The organism is Bifidobacterium scardovii JCM 12489 = DSM 13734 (assembly GCF_001042635.1).
Taxonomy (GTDB): Bacteria; Actinomycetota; Actinomycetes; order Actinomycetales; family Bifidobacteriaceae; genus Bifidobacterium; species Bifidobacterium scardovii.
Genome location: NZ_AP012331.1, coordinates 342,403 through 360,331, shown reverse-complemented (window position 1 = coordinate 360,331; position 17,929 = coordinate 342,403). Strand labels below are relative to the sequence as shown.

Here is a 17,929-nt window from a genome sequence, read left to right as displayed (position 1 = left end):
AAATAAACCACGTCCAACAAATGGGGCACAGTTCAAAGAGGGGAGCCAAAATTACTAAACGAATTAACGACGCAGGATACTAGGGTGTGTTTACACTAGTTGGTTTTGCTGGTGTTTTTGAGTTGGATGGCGATGAGGGCGAGTTGGAGGTTGGCGAGGAAGGTGGCGTCGAGCCTGTCGTAGCGGGTGGCGGCCTTGCGGTAGTGCTTCATGCGGTTGAAGACGCGCTCGACCATGTTCCTGCCCTTGTACGCCCGCCTGTCGTAGTCCCATGGGTCCGTGCGGTTCCTCTGGGCGGCACGACCGGCGTCAGGCCGAACGACTCCGCCAGCAGACGGGTGGAATCCCCTTCGTAGGCGCGGTCCATGAGCAGCCTGGCTCCCATGAACGCGCCGAGCGCGGCCATGGAGCGGCGCCCGTGGGCCGCGTCGCGCTCGTTGCCCGGGCTCAAATGGATTTCGACGAGCGTCGACTCGCTGTCGGATACCACGTGAACTTTGGCGTTCCTGCCTCCCCGGGAGATCACGACGGACTGCGGCCCCCTTTTTCCGGGGCGCCCGTGGCGTGCTGGTGGACCTTCACGCTCGTGGAGTCCAACGCGGGCACCCGGACCTCGACGGCGATGATCCGCTCCTCCTGCAGGGCGGTGAACAGGCGCTCGATCGCGCCGTTCCCGGACCAGCGGTTGAACCGCTGATAGACGGTGATCCACTTGCCGTAGCATTCCGGCAGGTCCCTCCACGGGGCCCCGGTGCGGCACATCCACAGCAGCGCGTTGACGAACGTGTAGTTGTCGACCGCCACGTTGCCCCGCTGACGCGGCAACAGATGCGCGACCCTCATGAACTGGTCAAGCGTGATGCCATACCTCGGCGTACACACACCCCAATTATCACACAAAACCAATATAGTGTAAACACACCCTAGCGAGAGACAATCGCCGCCATATGGCGGATACCGCTCATTGAGACAGCTCGGTGAGAGATTCCCGCCACCACACGGATACGACCTCCTATTAGCATCAATTCAGCAAGAGAACCTCGCCAGCAACCGGCAACGCCATCCCGGCACCACCACGCCGAAGAGATATTCCCACCACCGCACGGCAACTCCATGACAAATGCATCCCAGTAAGAGGCTTCCGCCACCGTATGGCAGGCTCCACCCGCTGGATCCCGCTCCGACGAGAGATCACCGCCACTGACAGGCCAATCTACCCCGGTATTATCCATCGGCAAGAGATTCCCACCAGTACACGGCAGATTCATCCCGCCAAGCGCTACGCCAGCGGAAGAGACTTACCATCAACTGGCCGAAATCTCCCGCTAGAGTCAGTTCAACAAGAGATTCCAACCAGCACACGGCTATAACCTCCCACTAGCATCAGCTCAGCGAGAGAATCTCGCCAGCAACCGACAACGCCATCCCGGCACCACCACGCCGAAGAGATATTCCCACCACCGCATGGCAGATTCCATCCTGACAAGTGCATCCCAGTAAGAGATTCTTGCCAGCACACGGCAGATCGTTCTCATTAAGCGTTACACCTACAAGAGAACCTCGCCAGTAACCAGTGACTCCCTCCCGGCATCACCACGCCGACGAGCTATCCCCGCCGCCACACGGCAGCTCCCTCCCGCCAAGCGCTACGCCAGCGAGAGATCCCCACCAACAACTGGCGTCAATCGCATGCGACAATGCATTGCGGGACCAATGGCTGGCAGCCTCACGATGGACGGGTAGTCCGACAGACAGTTCATGGCAGTCCCTAGTAGTTCATAGGGCCATAGCAGTCCACAGAGCCGCAAGCAGTACATGGGACCATTCCGCTCAGCCACATCATTTCCGACCGATCGCGCCAGTCGCCCGGACATGCCGGCCACCCAGCCAAGCCGGTTTCCCGCCCAGCCGTGTCAGATTCACACGCAACCACGTCAGCCGCTCACCCTCATCAAACCGAGCCTCATCAAACCAAGCCGTCCCCAAACCGCGCCGCACACCCGCCTCAACCAGCCGCGTCAGCCGCCCAACCGCCCAGCCGGCCGGCCCGCTACTTGATGTCGGACCGCTTGACGACCAGCGTGCCGATGGCGTAGATCACCACGACCCAGGCCAGCAGAATCAGGCCGGATTGCCACCAAGTCGGATCGAAGACCCCATCGGAGGCAGCAGAGGCCGCAGAAGCCGCAGAAGCACCGGACACCGCGGAGCCACCCGCCGACATCGAGACGTTTCCGCCCTCCAATCCGGCATTGACGCCGCCGGTCAGGAAGTTCGTGACGGCCCGGTCCGGCAGGCAGCGGGAGATCGACTGCACCCACCTGAACCGATCACCGCCGAACGAGGCAAGCGACAGAATCGACGGCGCGATCATCAGTATGCCGATCATCGAGAAGATGCCGCCGACCGTGGACCGGCACACACCGCCGCATCCCACGGCCATCACCGCCGTCAGCGTCAGCACGGCCGATCCGCCGAGCAGCGTCATCCACGGCAACACGCGCTCGGACTCCGCGAGCGCCTTGACGCCGATATCGGCGAGCATCAGGTGCACCGCCAGCCATGACAGCATCAATCCCGCCAGCGACGACAGGAAGGTCAGCACCGCGGTCACCAGCGTCTTCGCGTTGAGGAACAGCACGCGCCGCGGATTGGCGACCAGCGTGGACTGCACGGACGAGGTCACGTATTCGGTGGTGATGGCCATCACGCCGAAAATGGCGACCACGATCATGCAGGTCGACACGAAACCGCCGACCGCCGACCACATCAGGCTCGCCGGCAACGGTTCGGGATGCGCCATCATCTTCCCGGTCCGCGGGTCGACGGTCGACATGAACCGATACGCCCATGCCAAAATCGCGGCGCCGCCCGGCAACAGCAGCGCATTGAGCGCCATCAGGATCATGGTGGACCTGAGACTCAGCGCCTTCGTCAGCTCGCTGCGAATCGCGCCGATCACGGTCAGCCGGCTCTGCGGATGCGCCTGCGATCCGGCCGGCATCCGGTTGGGGCCATGCGACGCCGTTGCGCCCCGCTTGCCGGGAAACCCACCGGAAACCCCGCCGGCAACCCCGCCCGAAGCCCTCGTCCCGGGCCCCGGCCGCGACTGCGAACCGCCGGATCTGCGAGCGTGAGCGGCATGCGATCCCCTGCTCATCGGGCCACCTCCCTGTCGTTGACGTTGGCGCCTGCCATGGGGCCGGCTTCGACCGGACCCGGCTGCCCGGGAAACCCATGGGATCGGTATTCGGCGCTGGCGTGGGTGAGCGCCATGTACGCCTCCTCCAGCGACGCGTGCTCCTCGATCATCTGGTATGTGATCAGCTGCGCCCGGGCGAACACTTCCGCGGTCAGTTTCAGATCGGCCCCGATGATGCGGAACGGCATACCCTCCGGAGGATCGTTGGGATCGCGCTGAGCCGGCGAGACCGTCACGCTCGGCGCGTTCGCGAAAATCGCGCGCAGCCGGTCCGGCTGAGGCGTGACCACGCGGATCGAATGGGTGGAATGCTCGGCGACGAACGCGCCGACCGTCGTGGTCTCGAGGATGTGGCCCTGCCCGATGATCACCAGATTGTCGGCGGTGAGCGCCACCTCGCTCATCAGGTGCGAGCTCAGCAGCACGGCGCGCCCCTGGCCCGCATAGTACCGGCATAGCTCGCGCACCCATTTGACGCCTTCAGGATCAAGGCCGTTGATCGGCTCGTCGAGCACGAGATTGCGCGGATCGCCGAGCAGCGCGGCGGCGATGGACAGCCTCTGGCTCATGCCCAGTGAGAACGTGCCGGCCTTTCTCTTGGCGACGCTCGCGATGCCGGTGAAGTCGATGACCTCGTCGACGCGGCTCTTGGGGATGCCGTTGGAAAGCGCCAGCGCGCGCAGATGCGCGTAGGCGGAACGGCCCTTGTGCGCCGATTTCGCGTCGAGCACGGCGCCGACCGACGCCATAGGCGAAGGCAGGTCGGCGAACCGCGCCCCGTCGATGAGCGCGCGCCCGCCATCCGGGCGGATCAGCCCGAGCGCGGCGCGCATGGTGGTGGATTTCCCGGCGCCGTTCGGGCCGAGAAAGCCGGTGACCTTGCCGTCTTCGGCGATGAAGCTGACCCCGGATAGCGCGGCCTTGGATCCGAACCGCTTGCTCAGACCTTCGATCTCAATCATGGTTCCGAGCTTAACGGTTTTCCGCCGGAACACACGTGGCTGTCAACGCATGGGGACGACGGCATGCTGGGCGATCCAGCAGTGCATGGCCACCGCGGCCGCGGCGCCCGCATTGATCGACCGCACCGAACCGAACTGCGAGATGTACACCACGTCATCGGCAAGGTCGAGCGCCTTGCGCGACAGCCCCGGCCCCTCCGCACCGAACAGCAGCAGGCAACGCTCGGGGAACCGGTATCTTTCGATCGGCACCGCGCCGGGAATGATGTCGAGCGCGATCACGCGCGCCGATTCGAGGTCGCGCGCACGCGCGTCCGCGGCGGCGACCGCGGCATAGTCGTTGCGCAGCGCGGCGACGCCGGCCTGCGAGCGGGCCTCCGCGATCTCGCCGGCGATCCGGTACCGCCAGCAGGTCACCAGCTCGCTGATCGAGGGATGATGCTCGACGTGCTGGTACAGCTCGGTCATCAGCGCGCCCTTGCGATTCCACTTGTGCGGCCCGACGATATGCACGCGACGGGCCTGGAATGCGTTGGCGGTCCGAACCATCGAGCCGATGTTGAAATCGTGCGTCCAATTTTCGACGGCCACTTCGAACATGTGGCGGCCCCGGGCGTCAAGGTCGGCCTTGATGGCGTTCACCGTCCAGTACCGGTACCGGTCGAGCACGTTGCGCCGGTCGCCCTCGTCGAGCAACACGGTATCGAACCGGGCGTCGAACGACGGCGAAGCCGGGTCGTCGGGCCGGGGCTCGCCCGGGTGGGTTTCGGCCCACGGGGCCACGCCGACTTCACGGAATTCGGGTTCCCCCGACATCTTCGCGGCCAGGGAAACAGGGTTGGGCGTATGCATGTTCGTTCTCTCCGCATCTCCATCAGTGGGCGTGCCGCAGCGGGCATTCCGCCGGAGGTCCGCCGGCGAGTCTCCTGCGGGCCGGCCGTTCGCGGCGTGCCGCCTACCGCAGCTCGGACTCTCGGTACACCTCCACGAACGGCAGCTCGTGCGCCGCGCCGTCGACCGGGTTGATCACCCGAATGGTCGGCTTGGTCATGTCGACGCCGCCGATCAACGATGCGACGGCCTCCACGGTGGCGCCCTCATGCTCGACGACGCTGAAGTCCAGGCTCAGTTCGTTGCCGTTGCGCAGCGTGACCAGCGACGAGGTCTGCACATAGGATTTCTCGGACAGCCACGAGTCGAGCAGGATCACACGCTTGCCCTTGATGGAAGGCCCCTTGATGGAGGGATACACGAAGTCCATCACGAAGCCGTCAAGGTCCTCTCCGCGCGAGGCTGCGGCCTGGATCATGGCGCTCACCAGCGGCACGGCCGCGGCGGTCAGCGCGCCGACCGCGTCGAAGTCATCGACCGAATAGCCCTGTTCCTCCAAGGTGTCGAGCAGGATATGCCCGACGATCGACGCCCCGCGGTGGTCGAAGGTCACGCCCGCGAGTTCGCAGAACGGCTTGTCCCCCATGGTCTCGACCAACAGGCGCTTGAGCTGTTCGCGCGGCTCCAGCATCTCGAACGGGGTCGCCGGCGCGGCGGAGGCGGCGGAAGGTGCGGAAGCGGCGGGAGCTTCGGCCTTGGACGAGGCTGGAGTGGTGCCGGTTTTGCGGAAAGCTTTCTCTTCGGTCATGCTTCCAGCCTATCGTTTCGGCTCGTCAAGCAGCGCTTTCGCATGCGTTTGGGGTGCGAGGCCGGTGCACGGCCGGCACGCGGCCGGCGCACGGTCCGGTATTGGCCTCGTTCGAGGCGTTCAACAGGCCCGTGTGCGGGCTCATTGATGCGTACATGCGAGTTGTCGGTGCATGAGATTTGAAACAAGACCGAATATGGCCAATTGGAACCATCCAATTGGCAAGACAACCGGTTTCACTACTCGCCCACGCACCGACAACTCGACACTAGAGCGCAATCGGCATATGTCGTCATCACTTTTTCGTCGTACATCCGCTCAGGATCCTCCAAGAGGGGGAAAGCGGCCGCAAAACGATTGGCACTGGGGTTGGCTCCCCTCTATGAGGGGAGCTGGCCGCGCAGCGGACTGAGGGGAGAAAAAGGACTGGAACAATGAGGGAGTGAGAAGAGCGGGTGGGATCAGACGCCTGCGGGAATGCTCCCCTCAGTCGCTCTGCGACAGCTCCCCTCATAGAGGGGAGCCAGAGCCGGACCAACCACTCCGTGGCAACTCCCTCTCGCTGAGGGGCAGCAGCCGACCCCCTCAGGCCTCGTTGGCTTCGGGCTGGGTCTCGGGTGCGGTGATCTCGCGGATATCGGCCTTGCCCGGCTCGATGATCTCCACCGGCTCGATGATCTTCGTGCCGTCGATCTTCTGGAGCTTGCGCGCGGTGACCAGCACGCGGGATTCCAGCGACGTGGCGAACTGATTGTAGGCTCCCACCGTTCTGGTGATGGCCGCGCCGAGCTTGGTGGCGCGGTCACCCAGCACCGCAAACCGCTCATACAGCTCGCGGGACAGGTCGAACAGCTGCTTCGCGTCGTCGGTCAGGCTCTGCTGCTGCCACGCGTAGGCCACGGACTTGAGCACCGCCCACAGCGTGACCGGCGAGGTCAGCGCCACCTTGCGCGCGAACGCATCGTCCATCAGCGTCGGGTCGGCCTCCAGCGCGGCCTGCAGCAGCGCCTCGTTGGGAATGAACGCGACCACGAAGTCGGGCGCGATGTCGAAGGCGTTCCAGTATTCCTTGTCGCCCAGCGTCTTCACGTGCTCGCGCAGCGCCCGGGCGTGCGCCCGCAGCAGATCCGCGCGGCGGTCGAGCTCCTCGGGTGAGGCGGTGTCCGGAATCTCGCAGGCGCGCTGGTAATCCGCGTACGGCACCTTCGCGTCGATCGGAATCGTCTTGCCGCCGGGCAGGTGCACGATCATATCCGGCCGCTGGATACGGCCGTCGGCGCCGGTGACCACCACCTGCGTGTCGAAGTCGACGTGCTCCAGCAGGCCCGCGGATTCGACGATGTTCTTCAGCTGCGCCTCGCCCCAAGCGCCGCGCACCTTGTTGTTGCGCAGCGCAGCGGACAGCGAGCTCGTCTCCTTGTCCAAGCGCGCCTGCTGCTCCCCCAGGCCCTTGAGCTGCTCGCCGAGCGCGCCCATCTCGCGCTTGCGCCCCTCCTCGATCTGCGAGACCTTGCTCTGCAGCGCGTCGAGATTCTTCTGCACAGGGGCGAGCGCCGAAAGCACCTTACTCTGCTCGTTCAGCGCCTTGGCCTGCTCCTCGTGGCGGCGTTCCGCCTCGGCCGCGGCCTTGTCGCGCTCATGCTGGATGCGGATCTGCTCGGCCTGCTGCGACTGGGCGAGCTGCGACTTCGCGAAGGACAGCTGCTGCGTCAGCCCCTCGACCTGCGCCCGGTATTCGGCGGACTGCGCGTTCAGCCGCGCGATCTGCCGCTGCGCCTCGTCTCTGGCTTCCTTCGCCGCTTCCAATTCCTCGGATTTGGCCGTCCGAGCCAGTTCCTGACCGCGCGACTTGCCCAGCTGGAATCCTGCCGCAACCCCCAACGCCGCGGCGACCACCATCACCGCGACCAGCGCGGCCACTGTCATTACATCGAACATATGTTCAGTGAAGCGCACGGCGTGGACGCGTTGCGAGGCCCGTTTTTCAGGACCCTCTACGACCTGACCCTCTACGACTTGACCAGCCGCGCGATCGCCGCGCTGGCCTCGGCGAGCTTCTCGTCGGCGACCTCCCCGCCTTCGACGGAGGCCTGCCGCACGCAATGGTTCAGATGGTCGTCCAGCAGGATCAGCGCCACCGATTTGAGCGCCGAGTTCGACGCGGAAATCTGCGTGAGCACATCGATGCAGTACTTGTCGTCCTCCACCATCTGCGTGATGGCGTGCACCTGCCCCTCGATGCGCCGCAACCGCGCGATGACCTTGGCCTTGTCGTGACCGTACCCGTGCATGGCGCTCCTTCCGATTGCCTTTCAGCTGAATATGACCATTATATACCCCTGTAGGGGTATAGGGTATAGAATGCTTATGGATATAGAATTGGAGCATCAAGGAGTGGTTATGGACAACATCTTTCTTACCGCAGCGGCGCTGATCATCGCGGCGGCGCTGACGTGGCTGATTCTCCGATTCTTCTTCTTGCCGCAGCGCGGCACCGCCGGCACCATGGGCGACGGTGTGCAGACCGCGACGATCACGGTCAAGGGCGGCTACTCCCCCGCCGTGGTCGAGATGAAAGCCGGCACGCCGATCACGCTGACCTTCGACCGGCAGGAGACCGGCGAGTGCACCTCGCACGTCGTGTTCGGCGACCTGGGGCTCAATGCGATGCTGCCGGGCAACGAACGCACCGACGTCGCGCTGCCGGCCCTGCCCGCAGGCGAGTACCCGTTCGCCTGCGGCATGAACATGGTGCACGGCCTGCTGCGCGTCACGGGAGAGAGCGACGAAACCGCAGCTCCCGCGGCGCCCCTCGCCGCCACGCACACGCCCACATCCAGTCCCGCGACCGACGCCCTCGCCGCGGAACGCCGGGAGAGCGAGGAGCGTACCAAGGAGATCAGGCATCTGACCAAGCTCGTGGCCGTCGGCACCATACTGACGCTGCCGGTGTTCGTGCCGATGATGGTGGCGCTCGTCAACCACGATCTGGTGCCGATGTGGCTGATGAACCCGTGGCTGCAAGCCGTGCTCATCACGCCCGTCATGTTCTACTGCGGGGCGCCGATCCACCGCGTCGGCTGGCCGGCGCTGATCCACCGCGCCCCGGATATGAACTCCCTGGTGTCGCTCGGCACTACCGCGGCCTACCTGTACAGCCTCGCGCTGTGCGTGGCCTCGTCCGCGTTCCCCGAGGGGTCGCGCGAACCGTACTTCGAGTCGGTCGGCGTGGTGATCACGCTCGTGCTGGTCGGCCGTCTGCTGGAGACGAAGGCGCGCGAAGGCACCGGCAAGGCCGTGCAATCGCTGATCAAGCTGCGCCCGCGCATCGCGCATATGCTCGCACCCCATGCCGATCCGACCCTCGGAACCAGCCCGGATTCGGATCCCGCCAACGCCGGCGGCGCGCCCGCCTGGCTCGACCCGGCCAACTCGCATGACGTCGACATCGACAAGGTGGCCGTCGGCGATCTGCTGGTGGTCCGCGCCGGCGAGCGCATCCCCGTTGACGGCATGGTGGTCGCCGGCGAGGCGACGGTCGACGAGTCGATGATCACCGGCGAATCCAAGCCCGTCGTGCGGTCGGCCGCAGGTTCCGGCAAGAGCGCGGCCGGAACCGCGGCCGCCGTGCCCGTCACCGGCGCGACCGTGCTGCTCAAGGGCAATATCGTGATCCGCGCCACGCAGGTCGGCGGCGACACGGTGCTCGCGCAGATCGTGGCGATGGTGGCGCGCGCCCAGGCGACCAAGGCGCCGATGCAGAAGCTCGCGGACCGGATCGCCCGCATCTTCGTGCCGGCCGTGTTCATCGTCGCGGTGTGGACCTTCGCGATCTGGCTGTCGTTCGGCCCCGCGCCGCAGCTGGCGCACGCCCTGGTCACCGCGGTGAGCGTATTGATCATCGCCTGCCCGTGCGCGCTCGGCCTGGCCACGCCGCTGTCGGTGACCGCCGCCACCGGACTCGGCGCGACGAACGGCGTGCTGGTCACCTCCGCAAAGGCGTTGGAGCAGGCCCGCGAGATCCGCACGGTCGTGTTCGACAAGACCGGCACGATCACGCGCGGCGTGGTCGACGCGGACGCGAGCTTCGACAAGCCGAGCTACGAATCCGACCCGATCAAGGACGGGTCGCGCGAGGCGGTCGCCGCGTTGCGCGCCGCGGGCATCCGCACGGTGATGCTCTCCGGAGACCGCGCCGAGGTCGCCGGCCGCGTGGCCGGCGAGGTCGGCATCGACACGGTGATCGCACAGGTCAAGCCGGACGGCAAGGCGTATTGGATCCAGCAATTGCAGGCGTCGCGGGACGGCAAGACGGCGAACGGCACTTCGTCCGGCACGACGATCAGCGATGTGCCGGACGGTCTGATCGCCATGGTCGGAGACGGCATCAACGACGCCCCGGCGCTCGCGCAGGCCGATCTGGGCATCGCCATCGGCACGGGAACGGACGTGGCGATGCAGTCGGCCGACGTGACGCTGATGAACGGCGATCTGCGCGGCGTGCTGAAAACCATCAACCTGTCGAACGCGATGATGCGCAACGTGCGCGAGAACCTGGCGTGGGCCTTCGGGTACAACCTCATCGGCATCCCGGTGGCTGCCGGCCTGCTGTACCCATTCACTGGCTGGCTGCTCAGCCCGATGATCGCCGGACTGGCGATGGCGCTGAGCTCCGTATGCCTGGTGCTTAACGCGAACCGCCTGCATCGCGTGAAGATCGGTGACGATGCGATCACCGGCTCGGCGTCCGCGCATGGAACGCACGAGTCACGCGAACCGCAGGTCATCATCGACGAGCGCACCGAACTCACCCACTTGGAATCCGGGTCCACCCCCGTCGGCGGGCCGCACGATTCCGACGACCATACCCACCAAGGAGCCGCCGACCACGGCGGAACCCGCCATGATAAGGAGAATCATATGGATATGCACAACGCGCATCACATGATGCACACCGCCGACGCCAACGCCGGCGCAACCGCCACCGATCCGGTCTGCGGCATGACCGTCTCGGTCAACAACGAGGCCATCACCCGCGAATACGAGGGCAAGACCTACTACTTCTGCAGCGAGCGCTGCGCCGCCAACTTCGCCAAGGCCCCGCAGATCTTCCTGGAGCAGTAGGCGCATTTTTAGTGCGGGTAACGAATGTGGGGGCATGGAAAATTCCATGCCCCCACATTCGTTTTCGTTGCGGCTGTTGCCCCCGACGGAGGGAGCATCAGTCGGACACTATGCAAATCTGGCTCCCCTCGGGGAGGGGAGCCAGTGCAGTGGCTGCCCGCCACGCGACGGACCACCGTCAACGCATCAGTCCGTGGTCACGCTGTCGACGTGGACGTCGCCATCGGAGCCATCGGAACCGTCGGAGCCGGCCAGCGGATCCTCGGGCATCACGCTCAGGGCGAGGTGCTCGCCGCCGGTCTGGTCGACCAGCACCGTGTCGCCGTCGTGCACCTGGCCGGCCAACAGCATGCGGGCCAGCTGGTCGCCGACCTCGGTCTGCACCAAGCGGCGCAGCGGACGGGCGCCGTACGCCGGATCGTAGCCGGTGTTGGCCAGCCACTCGCGGGCCGTGTCGGTCACGTCGAGCGAGATACGGCGATCGGTCAGGCGCGAGGCGACCTGCTTGACCTGGATGTCCACGATGCCGCCCAGCTCCTCACGGGTGAGCGGGTGGAAGATGACCAGCTCGTCCAGGCGGTTGATGAACTCCGGCTTGAACTGCATGTGCACGGCGTCCATCACGGCCTTCTTCTTGGCGTCCGCGTCCAGATCCGGGTTGACCAGGAACTGCGAACCCAGGTTCGAGGTCATGATCAGGATCGTGTTCTTGAAGTCCACGGTCCGGCCCTGACCATCGGTCAGGCGCCCGTCGTCAAGCACCTGCAGCAGCACGTCGAAGACTTCCGGGTTGGCCTTCTCGACCTCGTCGAACAGCACCACCGAATACGGGCGGCGACGCACGGCCTCGGTCAGCTGGCCGCCCTCCTCGTAGCCGACGTAGCCCGGCGCGGCGCCGATCAGGCGGGACACGGAGGCCTTCTCCATGTACTCGCTCATATCGATGCGCACCATGGCCTTCTCGTCGTCGAACAGGAAGTCGGCGAGCGCCTTGGCAAGCTCGGTCTTGCCCACGCCGGTCGGGCCGAGGAACAGGAACGAACCGGTCGGGCGGTTCGGATCCGAGATGCCGGCGCGCGAACGACGCACCGCGTCGGACACGGCCTGGATGGCTTCCTTCTGGCCGATCACGCGCTTGCCGAGGTAGCTCTCCATGGTGAGCAGCTTCTCGTTTTCGCCCTGCATCAGGCGGCCGACGGGGATGCCGGTCCATTCGGCGACGATACCCGCCACCGAGTCGGCGTCCACATGGTCGGGGACCATCGGCTCGCTCTTCGCGGCGTTCTCGCCTTCCTCGTCGGCGGCGCGCTCGGCCGCGTCCAGTTGCTTCTGGATGGCCGGGATCTCGCCGTACAGGATACGGCTCGCCTCGGCGAGGTTGCCCTCGCGGGTGAACTTGTCCGCCTCGACGCGCTTGGCGTCGAGCTGGGCGCGCAGGTCGCCGACCTTGTTGTGGCCGGCCTTCTCCGCATCCCAACGGGCCTTCAGGCCGCTCAGCTTCTCGCGCGCGTTCGCCAGCTCGTTCTGCAGCTTCTCCAGCCGCTCCTTGGAGGCCGGGTCCTCGGCCTTCTTGAGCTGCATCTCCTCCATCTCGTACCGCGTGACCCTGCGCTGCAGCTCGTCGATCTCCTCCGGGGAGGAGTCGAGCTCCATACGCAGGTGGGCTGCTGCCTCATCGACCAGATCGATGGCCTTATCAGGCAGCTGACGGCCGGAGATGTACCGGTTGGACAGCGTGGCGGCCGCGACCAGCGCATCGTCGCCGATCGTCACCTTGTGGTGAGCCTCGTAGCGCTGCTTCAGGCCGCGCAGGATGGCGATCGTGTCCTCGACGGACGGCTCGCCCACGAACACCTGCTGGAAACGACGCTCAAGGGCCGGGTCCTTCTCGATGTTCTCGCGGTATTCGTCCAGCGTGGTCGCGCCGATCAGGCGCAGCTCGCCGCGGGCCAGCATCGGCTTGAGCATGTTGCCGGCGTCCATCGAGCCTTCGGCAGCACCGGCGCCGACGATCGTGTGGATCTCGTCGATGAAGGTGATGATCTGGCCGTCCGCGTTCTTGATCTCGTTGAGCACCGCCTTGAGGCGTTCCTCGAACTCGCCACGATACTTGGATCCGGCCACCATCGACCCCAGATCGAGGCTGATGAGCTTCTTGTTCTGCAGCGTGGTCGGCACGTCGCCCGCGACGATACGCTGCGCCAGCCCCTCCACGACGGCGGTCTTGCCGACGCCGGGCTCGCCGATCAGCACCGGGTTGTTCTTGGTGCGGCGGCTCAGGATCTGGATGACGCGGCGGATCTCCTGGTCACGGCCGATCACCGGGTCGAGCTTGCCTTCCTTCGCGGCCGCGGTCAGATCGGTCGAATACTTCTCCAGCGCCTTGTAGGAGCCTTCCGCATCCGGGCTGGTGACCTTCGCGCCGCCGCGCACGGACGGCACGGCCTTGCGCAGCGCCTCGGGCGTGACGCCGTTGGCCTTCAGGATGTCGGCCGACTGGTTCGGTGCGGACGCGGCGATGCCGATGAGCAGATGCTCGGTGGATACGTATTCGTCGCCCATCTGCTGCATTTCCTTTTCGGCCTGCGCGAGCGCCGCGGTCAGCTGGCGGCTGGCCTGCGGCTGCGAGGTGGTCGACCCGCTCGCGCTCGGCAGCGCGACCAGCGCGTTGCGCACCGCGGCGCCGATCGCCTGCGGATTGCCGCCAGCGGCCTGGATCAGCCCCTGGATAACCCCGTTTTCCTGACGCAGCAGTGCATCCATCACATGCAGCGTCTCAACCTGCGCATTGCCGGCGGCGGCAGCGCTCTGAATCGCGTCGCCGACGACTTCCTGCGCCATGGTGGTGAACTTCTGTTCCATATCAACCTCCGTGTAGTCATGCGCCTCGCCGCGCGGCCCGAGCGCGATCGTTCGGGCATGGCGGCAGGCGCGTACGTCTGTGTCTGATATGCTCAACCAGCTTGCCACCCATTCTATTCCCAAAACTTGAGTGATAGTGACTCAAGTTTTGAAATCGTGCGTTGCTGCGTGTCCACACTGTGCCCCTTGTTGCCCGCATGCGCCTTTTTGGCTCCTATACTCGCGTTCAGTCGCATGCGGCGACCGCCGATCCGCCCCATTACGCGGCAAAGCGCGCAGGAATACGAGGAACACCATGATCTTTCAGTCCGGATCACTGCTTCTGGTCATCGTCGGAGCGTACGCGCTCAAGCATCTCGGCATTTTCGGGGAGCGCGACTACCGCGTGGCCCAAGGGTTGGTGTTCAACCTGACGCTGCCGTGCGCGATCATCCTGTCGTTCGCCACGAACAAGCACGACATGCGCATGCTCTGGATCGTGCTGTTCGGGTTCTTCGCCTGCCTGATCCCGCTGTTCATCGTCTACTTCGGCTCGCGCGGCGACGAGCGCAACTACCGCGCGTTCCAGATGCTCAACGCGTCCGGCCTGAATCTGGGCGCGTTTTGCCTGCCGGTGGTGCAGACCTTCATGGGGCCGTCCGCGGGGCTGCCGGTCATCATGCTCGACATCGGCAACGCGACGGTGGCCACGGCCGGGTCGCTGACGATCACGCGCACGCTGCTCGGCATGGACGAGAACTTCAAATCGCTGCCGATGGTGCTGCGGCTGCGCAATATCGCGCGCGATTTCCTCGGCTCGATTTCCTTCGACATCTACATGCTGATGCTGGTGTTCATGTTCCTGCACATCACGGTTCCGCAGCCGATCATCACGCTGATCACGCCGTTCGCCAACGCGAACGCCTTCTGCGCGATGGCGATGATCGGGCTGATGATGGAGGTCCCCGGCGACCGCAAGGACCGGGTGGAACTGCTCAAGGTAATCGCGTGGCGCATGGTGTTCGGCGCGATCATCTCCGTCGCGGCGTGGTTTCTGCTGCCGTTCGACGAGCGGATCCGCGAGATCGTGGTGCTGGGGTCGTTCGCGCCCATCACGATCTTCTCGACCAAATTCACCGATTCGCTCACCGGCAACGCCAAGCTCGCCGGATTCTCGCTGACCGTCACCGCGGTCATCAGCCTCGTGGTGATGACCGCGCTGCACGCCCTGCTGCCGGCTGCGTGATGTGCGGGGCGGGGCGGCGCGCTACGGCGCGGCGGGAAAATCTCATTACGAGCCGACTCAGCGAGATAAAACAGCCGCTGCGAGGATCCGGTTTCTCGCCGAACAGTCCTTGGCGAGAAGCATTGGCCTCTAAGCGGCAACAATAGCTCGATGAGACACCGCGAGCGAGATAAAACAGCCAGTAAAAGGCACAGATCCCCCTCTGATAGATCTTGGCGAGAGGCATCATCCACCAAACGGCAACAACAGCTCGATAAAACGCTGTGAGCGAGATAAAACAGCCACTGTGAGGCAGAGCACTCTTGCCGAATATCCTCAGGGAGAGAGCCGAGCCATCAAGTGGCGGCTATGGCTCGCCAAGCACCCCCCCCAGCAAGCCGAAACAACCAGCAGAAGGCACAAGCCTCACGCCGAACAGGTACTAGCGAGAGGCATCAGCCGCCAAGCGGCAACGATGGCTCGATGAGCTACTGCGAGCGAGATAGAACAGCCACATAGCGGAACGGGCCACTTGCCAAATAAGCTCCAGCGAGACGCACCGGCCGCCGGGCGGCAGAGATAGCTCAATGCGCCGCCGTGAGCGAGATGAAACATCCAGCAAGTGGAGGGAATCACCTACGCACAGGCACAGCCATCCGCTATAAGGCGACAATGCGCGCAGTCCTCAACCCTCGATGGCTCCAAACACTCACAACCGCTCCAAGAGCAACAAACAACAACAAACAAAAAGGCGACCGGGCATGACGCTCAGCCGCCTCGGATGCTTCGTCGAGCACCGCAGCAGAAACGGATCGCGGAGGACCGCCGCCACTCGCGACCCGCCACTCGCGACGCGCGGCCCGCCACAGCCCAGCTACTCGGCCACGACCACGTTGCGCAGGGAGCCCACGCCTTCGATGTGGACGATGGCCTCGTCGCCGGGGCGCAGGGAACCGGAGGCGTTCGGCGTGCCGGTCATGATGACGTCGCCCGGCAGCAGCGTCGAGAACGAGGAAATCGCGGCGATCTGCTCGGGGATGCCGTGGATCAGGTTCGCCGTGGTCCCGGACGCCATGGCGACGTCCTTGCCGTTGAGCGTGAACGAGATCTTCGCGTCGCGCCAGTTCAGCTCGGTCTGGATCCACGGGCCGAGCGGGCAGGACGTATCGAAGCCCTTCGCGCGGGTCCACATCGGATCCATGCCCTGGATGTCGCGCAGCGTCACATCGTTGACGCACGTATAGCCGAGCACGTAGTCCATGGCCTTGTCCACCGGCACGTTCTTCGCGATGCGGCCGATCACCACGGCGACCTCCGGTTCGAAGTTCATGTCGTGGCTGTACTTGGGGAACACGATCGGGTCGTCGGGGCCGATCACCGAGGTGGCCGGCTTGGTGAAGATCACCATGTTTTCCGGTGCGTGCGCGATCTCCGACTTGCCCGCGGCGTGCATGAACTGGGCGTGCGCCTCGTAGTTCTTGGCCAGGCCATACACCTTGGAGGGGATGACCGGGGCAAGCAGACGCACCCCATCGGCGTCGACGGCGTATCGCTCGCCGGTCGGCTTGACGGCGGCCCGGCCAAGCGGGTAGCCGTCAAGTTCGATCAGATAGTCCTTGCCGTCCGTCGGATCAGCCTGAACGAACGCGTATCGCGGGGTATCGTTAATGGAAAACCGTGCAATTCTCATGCTTCCCAGTCTAACGTTCCGAATGCACATCCGTGCCCGGATTGTCGAGATTCACCTCAGCGGGCATTTCCGACTGCGAAATGGAAACCTCGGCAGGCCCGGCGTCCGGCATGACATCGGATACCGCATCGGGAGAAACGGCCGGCGACGAGTCGGCTTCGGGTACGGACATCGCACCGCCGGATTCCTCGATATCGGACAGGCCGGGGCGATCATCGCCACGATCATCCCCGCCGGACTCGGCAGGATGATTCGAGTGTGCCATCGGCCGCCGCGCCACGCCCAGCCGGGCGTCCCGCTCGCGAAGACGCGCACGCAGCACGTCGATGCGCTGTTCCAGCTCGTCGATGCGCCTGACCTGCTGGTAGATGAGCAGATCGCGCATGTCGATCTGCTTGCCTCCCCTTCGTGGAGGGAACGCGACCACTCTGGGCTCGGACTCGATATCGTCGATATCCTCGGCGGCAGAGGTGTCAGGCAGAGAATCTATACCCCCCCCCCGAGAAAGATTATCCCCACCATTTTTATCGAAAGACACGCCCGAGAGGGCATCGGCCTCGGTCTTGCGCCATCGGGCGAAGCAGCGCTCGATGCGCTTGTACCCGATCAGCGCCGGATCGAGTCCGGCCTCGCGGAACAGCTTGACCGGGGACTCCCCCGCCAGATACCTGCGCATGCAGGACGTCTTGAAGGCATCCGAATAGGTGATGCGCTTCTCGCTCGCCTCCGCCACGGCAGGCAGCGATTTGAGATACTTGACCTCCTCAGGGCTGAACACCCCTCCCCCGTTTGCCATAATGCACCCTCTTTCATGTACCGCCCATCGACCGAAAGCAGACACCGCGCAACACAGTCCATACATGCATCTTTGCAAGCACCGCAACCGTCACAGGCCTCGTACCCAGCGATGATAACCACACGACGACGACCGTACATACACCCTTGAGGGGGATATTCAATACCCCTTTATGCCCTCCTTACGCTGGGAGGGCGGCGCACGAGGACGACGTCCCCTATCCGCGCACCGGCATCAGCCTCAACGCCAAAACCAACGTCCTGCTCCGCTAGCTTGTTCGCCATGTCTGGCTCCCCTCTCTGAGGGGAGCTGTCCGCGAAGCGGACTGAGGGGAGGATTCCCAAACGCCTAGATCCAGCCGATATGCGCATGCTCCCCTCAGTCGGCTGCGCCGACAGCTCCCCTCAGAGAGGGGAGCCAGAATTAATACACGAACTTATGACGCGGGAT

General features: G+C 64.9%; 13 protein-coding genes and 2 pseudogenes. 3 read left to right on the top strand and 12 right to left on the bottom strand.

Annotated features, from left to right (window positions below):
• Nucleotides 1-95: 95 nt before the first annotated feature.
• The 9 genes from BBSC_RS14140 to BBSC_RS01320 form a co-directional block, all read right to left on the bottom strand.
• Nucleotides 96-236: a transposase gene (locus tag BBSC_RS14140; RefSeq protein ID WP_197074459.1), complete on the bottom strand. Its 141-nt coding sequence runs from the start codon at nucleotides 234-236 to the stop codon at nucleotides 96-98.
• Nucleotides 209-490 carry a hypothetical protein gene (locus BBSC_RS14440; protein WP_231649358.1) on the bottom strand — a complete coding sequence of 94 codons (282 nt, stop codon included), beginning with the start codon at nucleotides 488-490 and terminating at the stop codon, nucleotides 209-211. The genes BBSC_RS14140 and BBSC_RS14440 overlap by 28 nt, the downstream gene beginning before the upstream one ends.
• 32 nt (nucleotides 491-522) lie before the next feature.
• Entirely contained in the window at nucleotides 523-843 is a 321-nt protein-coding gene (locus tag BBSC_RS01350) for an IS5/IS1182 family transposase (RefSeq protein WP_048349651.1), read from the bottom strand.
• A gap of 1,207 nt (nucleotides 844-2,050) precedes the next feature.
• Nucleotides 2,051-3,004, bottom strand: coding sequence for an ABC transporter permease (locus BBSC_RS01345; RefSeq protein ID WP_033519728.1), 954 nt, complete (start codon nucleotides 3,002-3,004; stop codon nucleotides 2,051-2,053).
• Nucleotides 3,005-3,156: 152 nt separating this feature from the next.
• Nucleotides 3,157-4,164 carry an ATP-binding cassette domain-containing protein gene (locus BBSC_RS01340; protein WP_033519729.1) on the bottom strand — a complete coding sequence of 336 codons (1,008 nt, stop codon included), beginning with the start codon at nucleotides 4,162-4,164 and terminating at the stop codon, nucleotides 3,157-3,159.
• Between the two features lie 42 nt (nucleotides 4,165-4,206).
• Nucleotides 4,207-5,016, bottom strand: coding sequence for a TrmH family RNA methyltransferase (locus tag BBSC_RS01335; RefSeq protein WP_033519730.1), 810 nt, complete (start codon nucleotides 5,014-5,016; stop codon nucleotides 4,207-4,209).
• A gap of 103 nt (nucleotides 5,017-5,119) precedes the next feature.
• Nucleotides 5,120-5,803, bottom strand: coding sequence for an orotate phosphoribosyltransferase (locus BBSC_RS01330; protein WP_033519731.1), 684 nt, complete (start codon nucleotides 5,801-5,803; stop codon nucleotides 5,120-5,122).
• A 585-nt stretch (nucleotides 5,804-6,388) separates the two neighbouring features.
• Nucleotides 6,389-7,741, bottom strand: coding sequence for a DNA recombination protein RmuC (gene rmuC / locus BBSC_RS01325; RefSeq protein ID WP_033519732.1), 1,353 nt, complete (start codon nucleotides 7,739-7,741; stop codon nucleotides 6,389-6,391).
• A 71-nt stretch (nucleotides 7,742-7,812) separates the two neighbouring features.
• Entirely contained in the window at nucleotides 7,813-8,094 is a 282-nt protein-coding gene (locus BBSC_RS01320; protein ID WP_033519733.1) for a metal-sensitive transcriptional regulator, read from the bottom strand.
• 109 nt (nucleotides 8,095-8,203) lie between these two features.
• Between BBSC_RS01320 and BBSC_RS01315 the strand changes: the two are divergent.
• Together BBSC_RS01315 and BBSC_RS14435 are read left to right on the top strand one after the other, a co-directional pair.
• A pseudogene (locus BBSC_RS01315) lies at nucleotides 8,204-10,517 on the top strand (HAD-IC family P-type ATPase); the annotation flags it as partial.
• Between the two features lie 191 nt (nucleotides 10,518-10,708).
• Nucleotides 10,709-10,927, top strand: a pseudogene (locus tag BBSC_RS14435) (YHS domain-containing protein); the annotation flags it as partial.
• A gap of 186 nt (nucleotides 10,928-11,113) precedes the next feature.
• Here BBSC_RS14435 and clpB read toward each other — a convergent pair.
• Entirely contained in the window at nucleotides 11,114-13,789 is a 2,676-nt protein-coding gene (gene clpB, locus BBSC_RS01310; RefSeq protein ID WP_033519735.1) for an ATP-dependent chaperone ClpB, read from the bottom strand.
• 295 nt (nucleotides 13,790-14,084) lie between these two features.
• On the opposite strand from clpB, the gene BBSC_RS01305 reads away from it, so the two are divergent.
• Nucleotides 14,085-15,014: an AEC family transporter gene (locus BBSC_RS01305; RefSeq protein WP_033519736.1), complete on the top strand. Its 930-nt coding sequence runs from the start codon at nucleotides 14,085-14,087 to the stop codon at nucleotides 15,012-15,014.
• Nucleotides 15,015-15,867: 853 nt separating this feature from the next.
• Here the strand turns inward: BBSC_RS01305 and BBSC_RS01300 are convergent.
• Both BBSC_RS01300 and BBSC_RS14135 read right to left on the bottom strand, forming a co-directional pair.
• Complete coding sequence (locus BBSC_RS01300; protein WP_033519737.1) at nucleotides 15,868-16,683, bottom strand: fumarylacetoacetate hydrolase family protein; 816 nt, start codon at nucleotides 16,681-16,683, stop codon at nucleotides 15,868-15,870.
• A gap of 10 nt (nucleotides 16,684-16,693) precedes the next feature.
• Nucleotides 16,694-17,479 carry a hypothetical protein gene (locus tag BBSC_RS14135; protein WP_231649163.1) on the bottom strand — a complete coding sequence of 262 codons (786 nt, stop codon included), beginning with the start codon at nucleotides 17,477-17,479 and terminating at the stop codon, nucleotides 16,694-16,696.
• Between the last annotated feature and the right edge of the window lie 450 nt (nucleotides 17,480-17,929).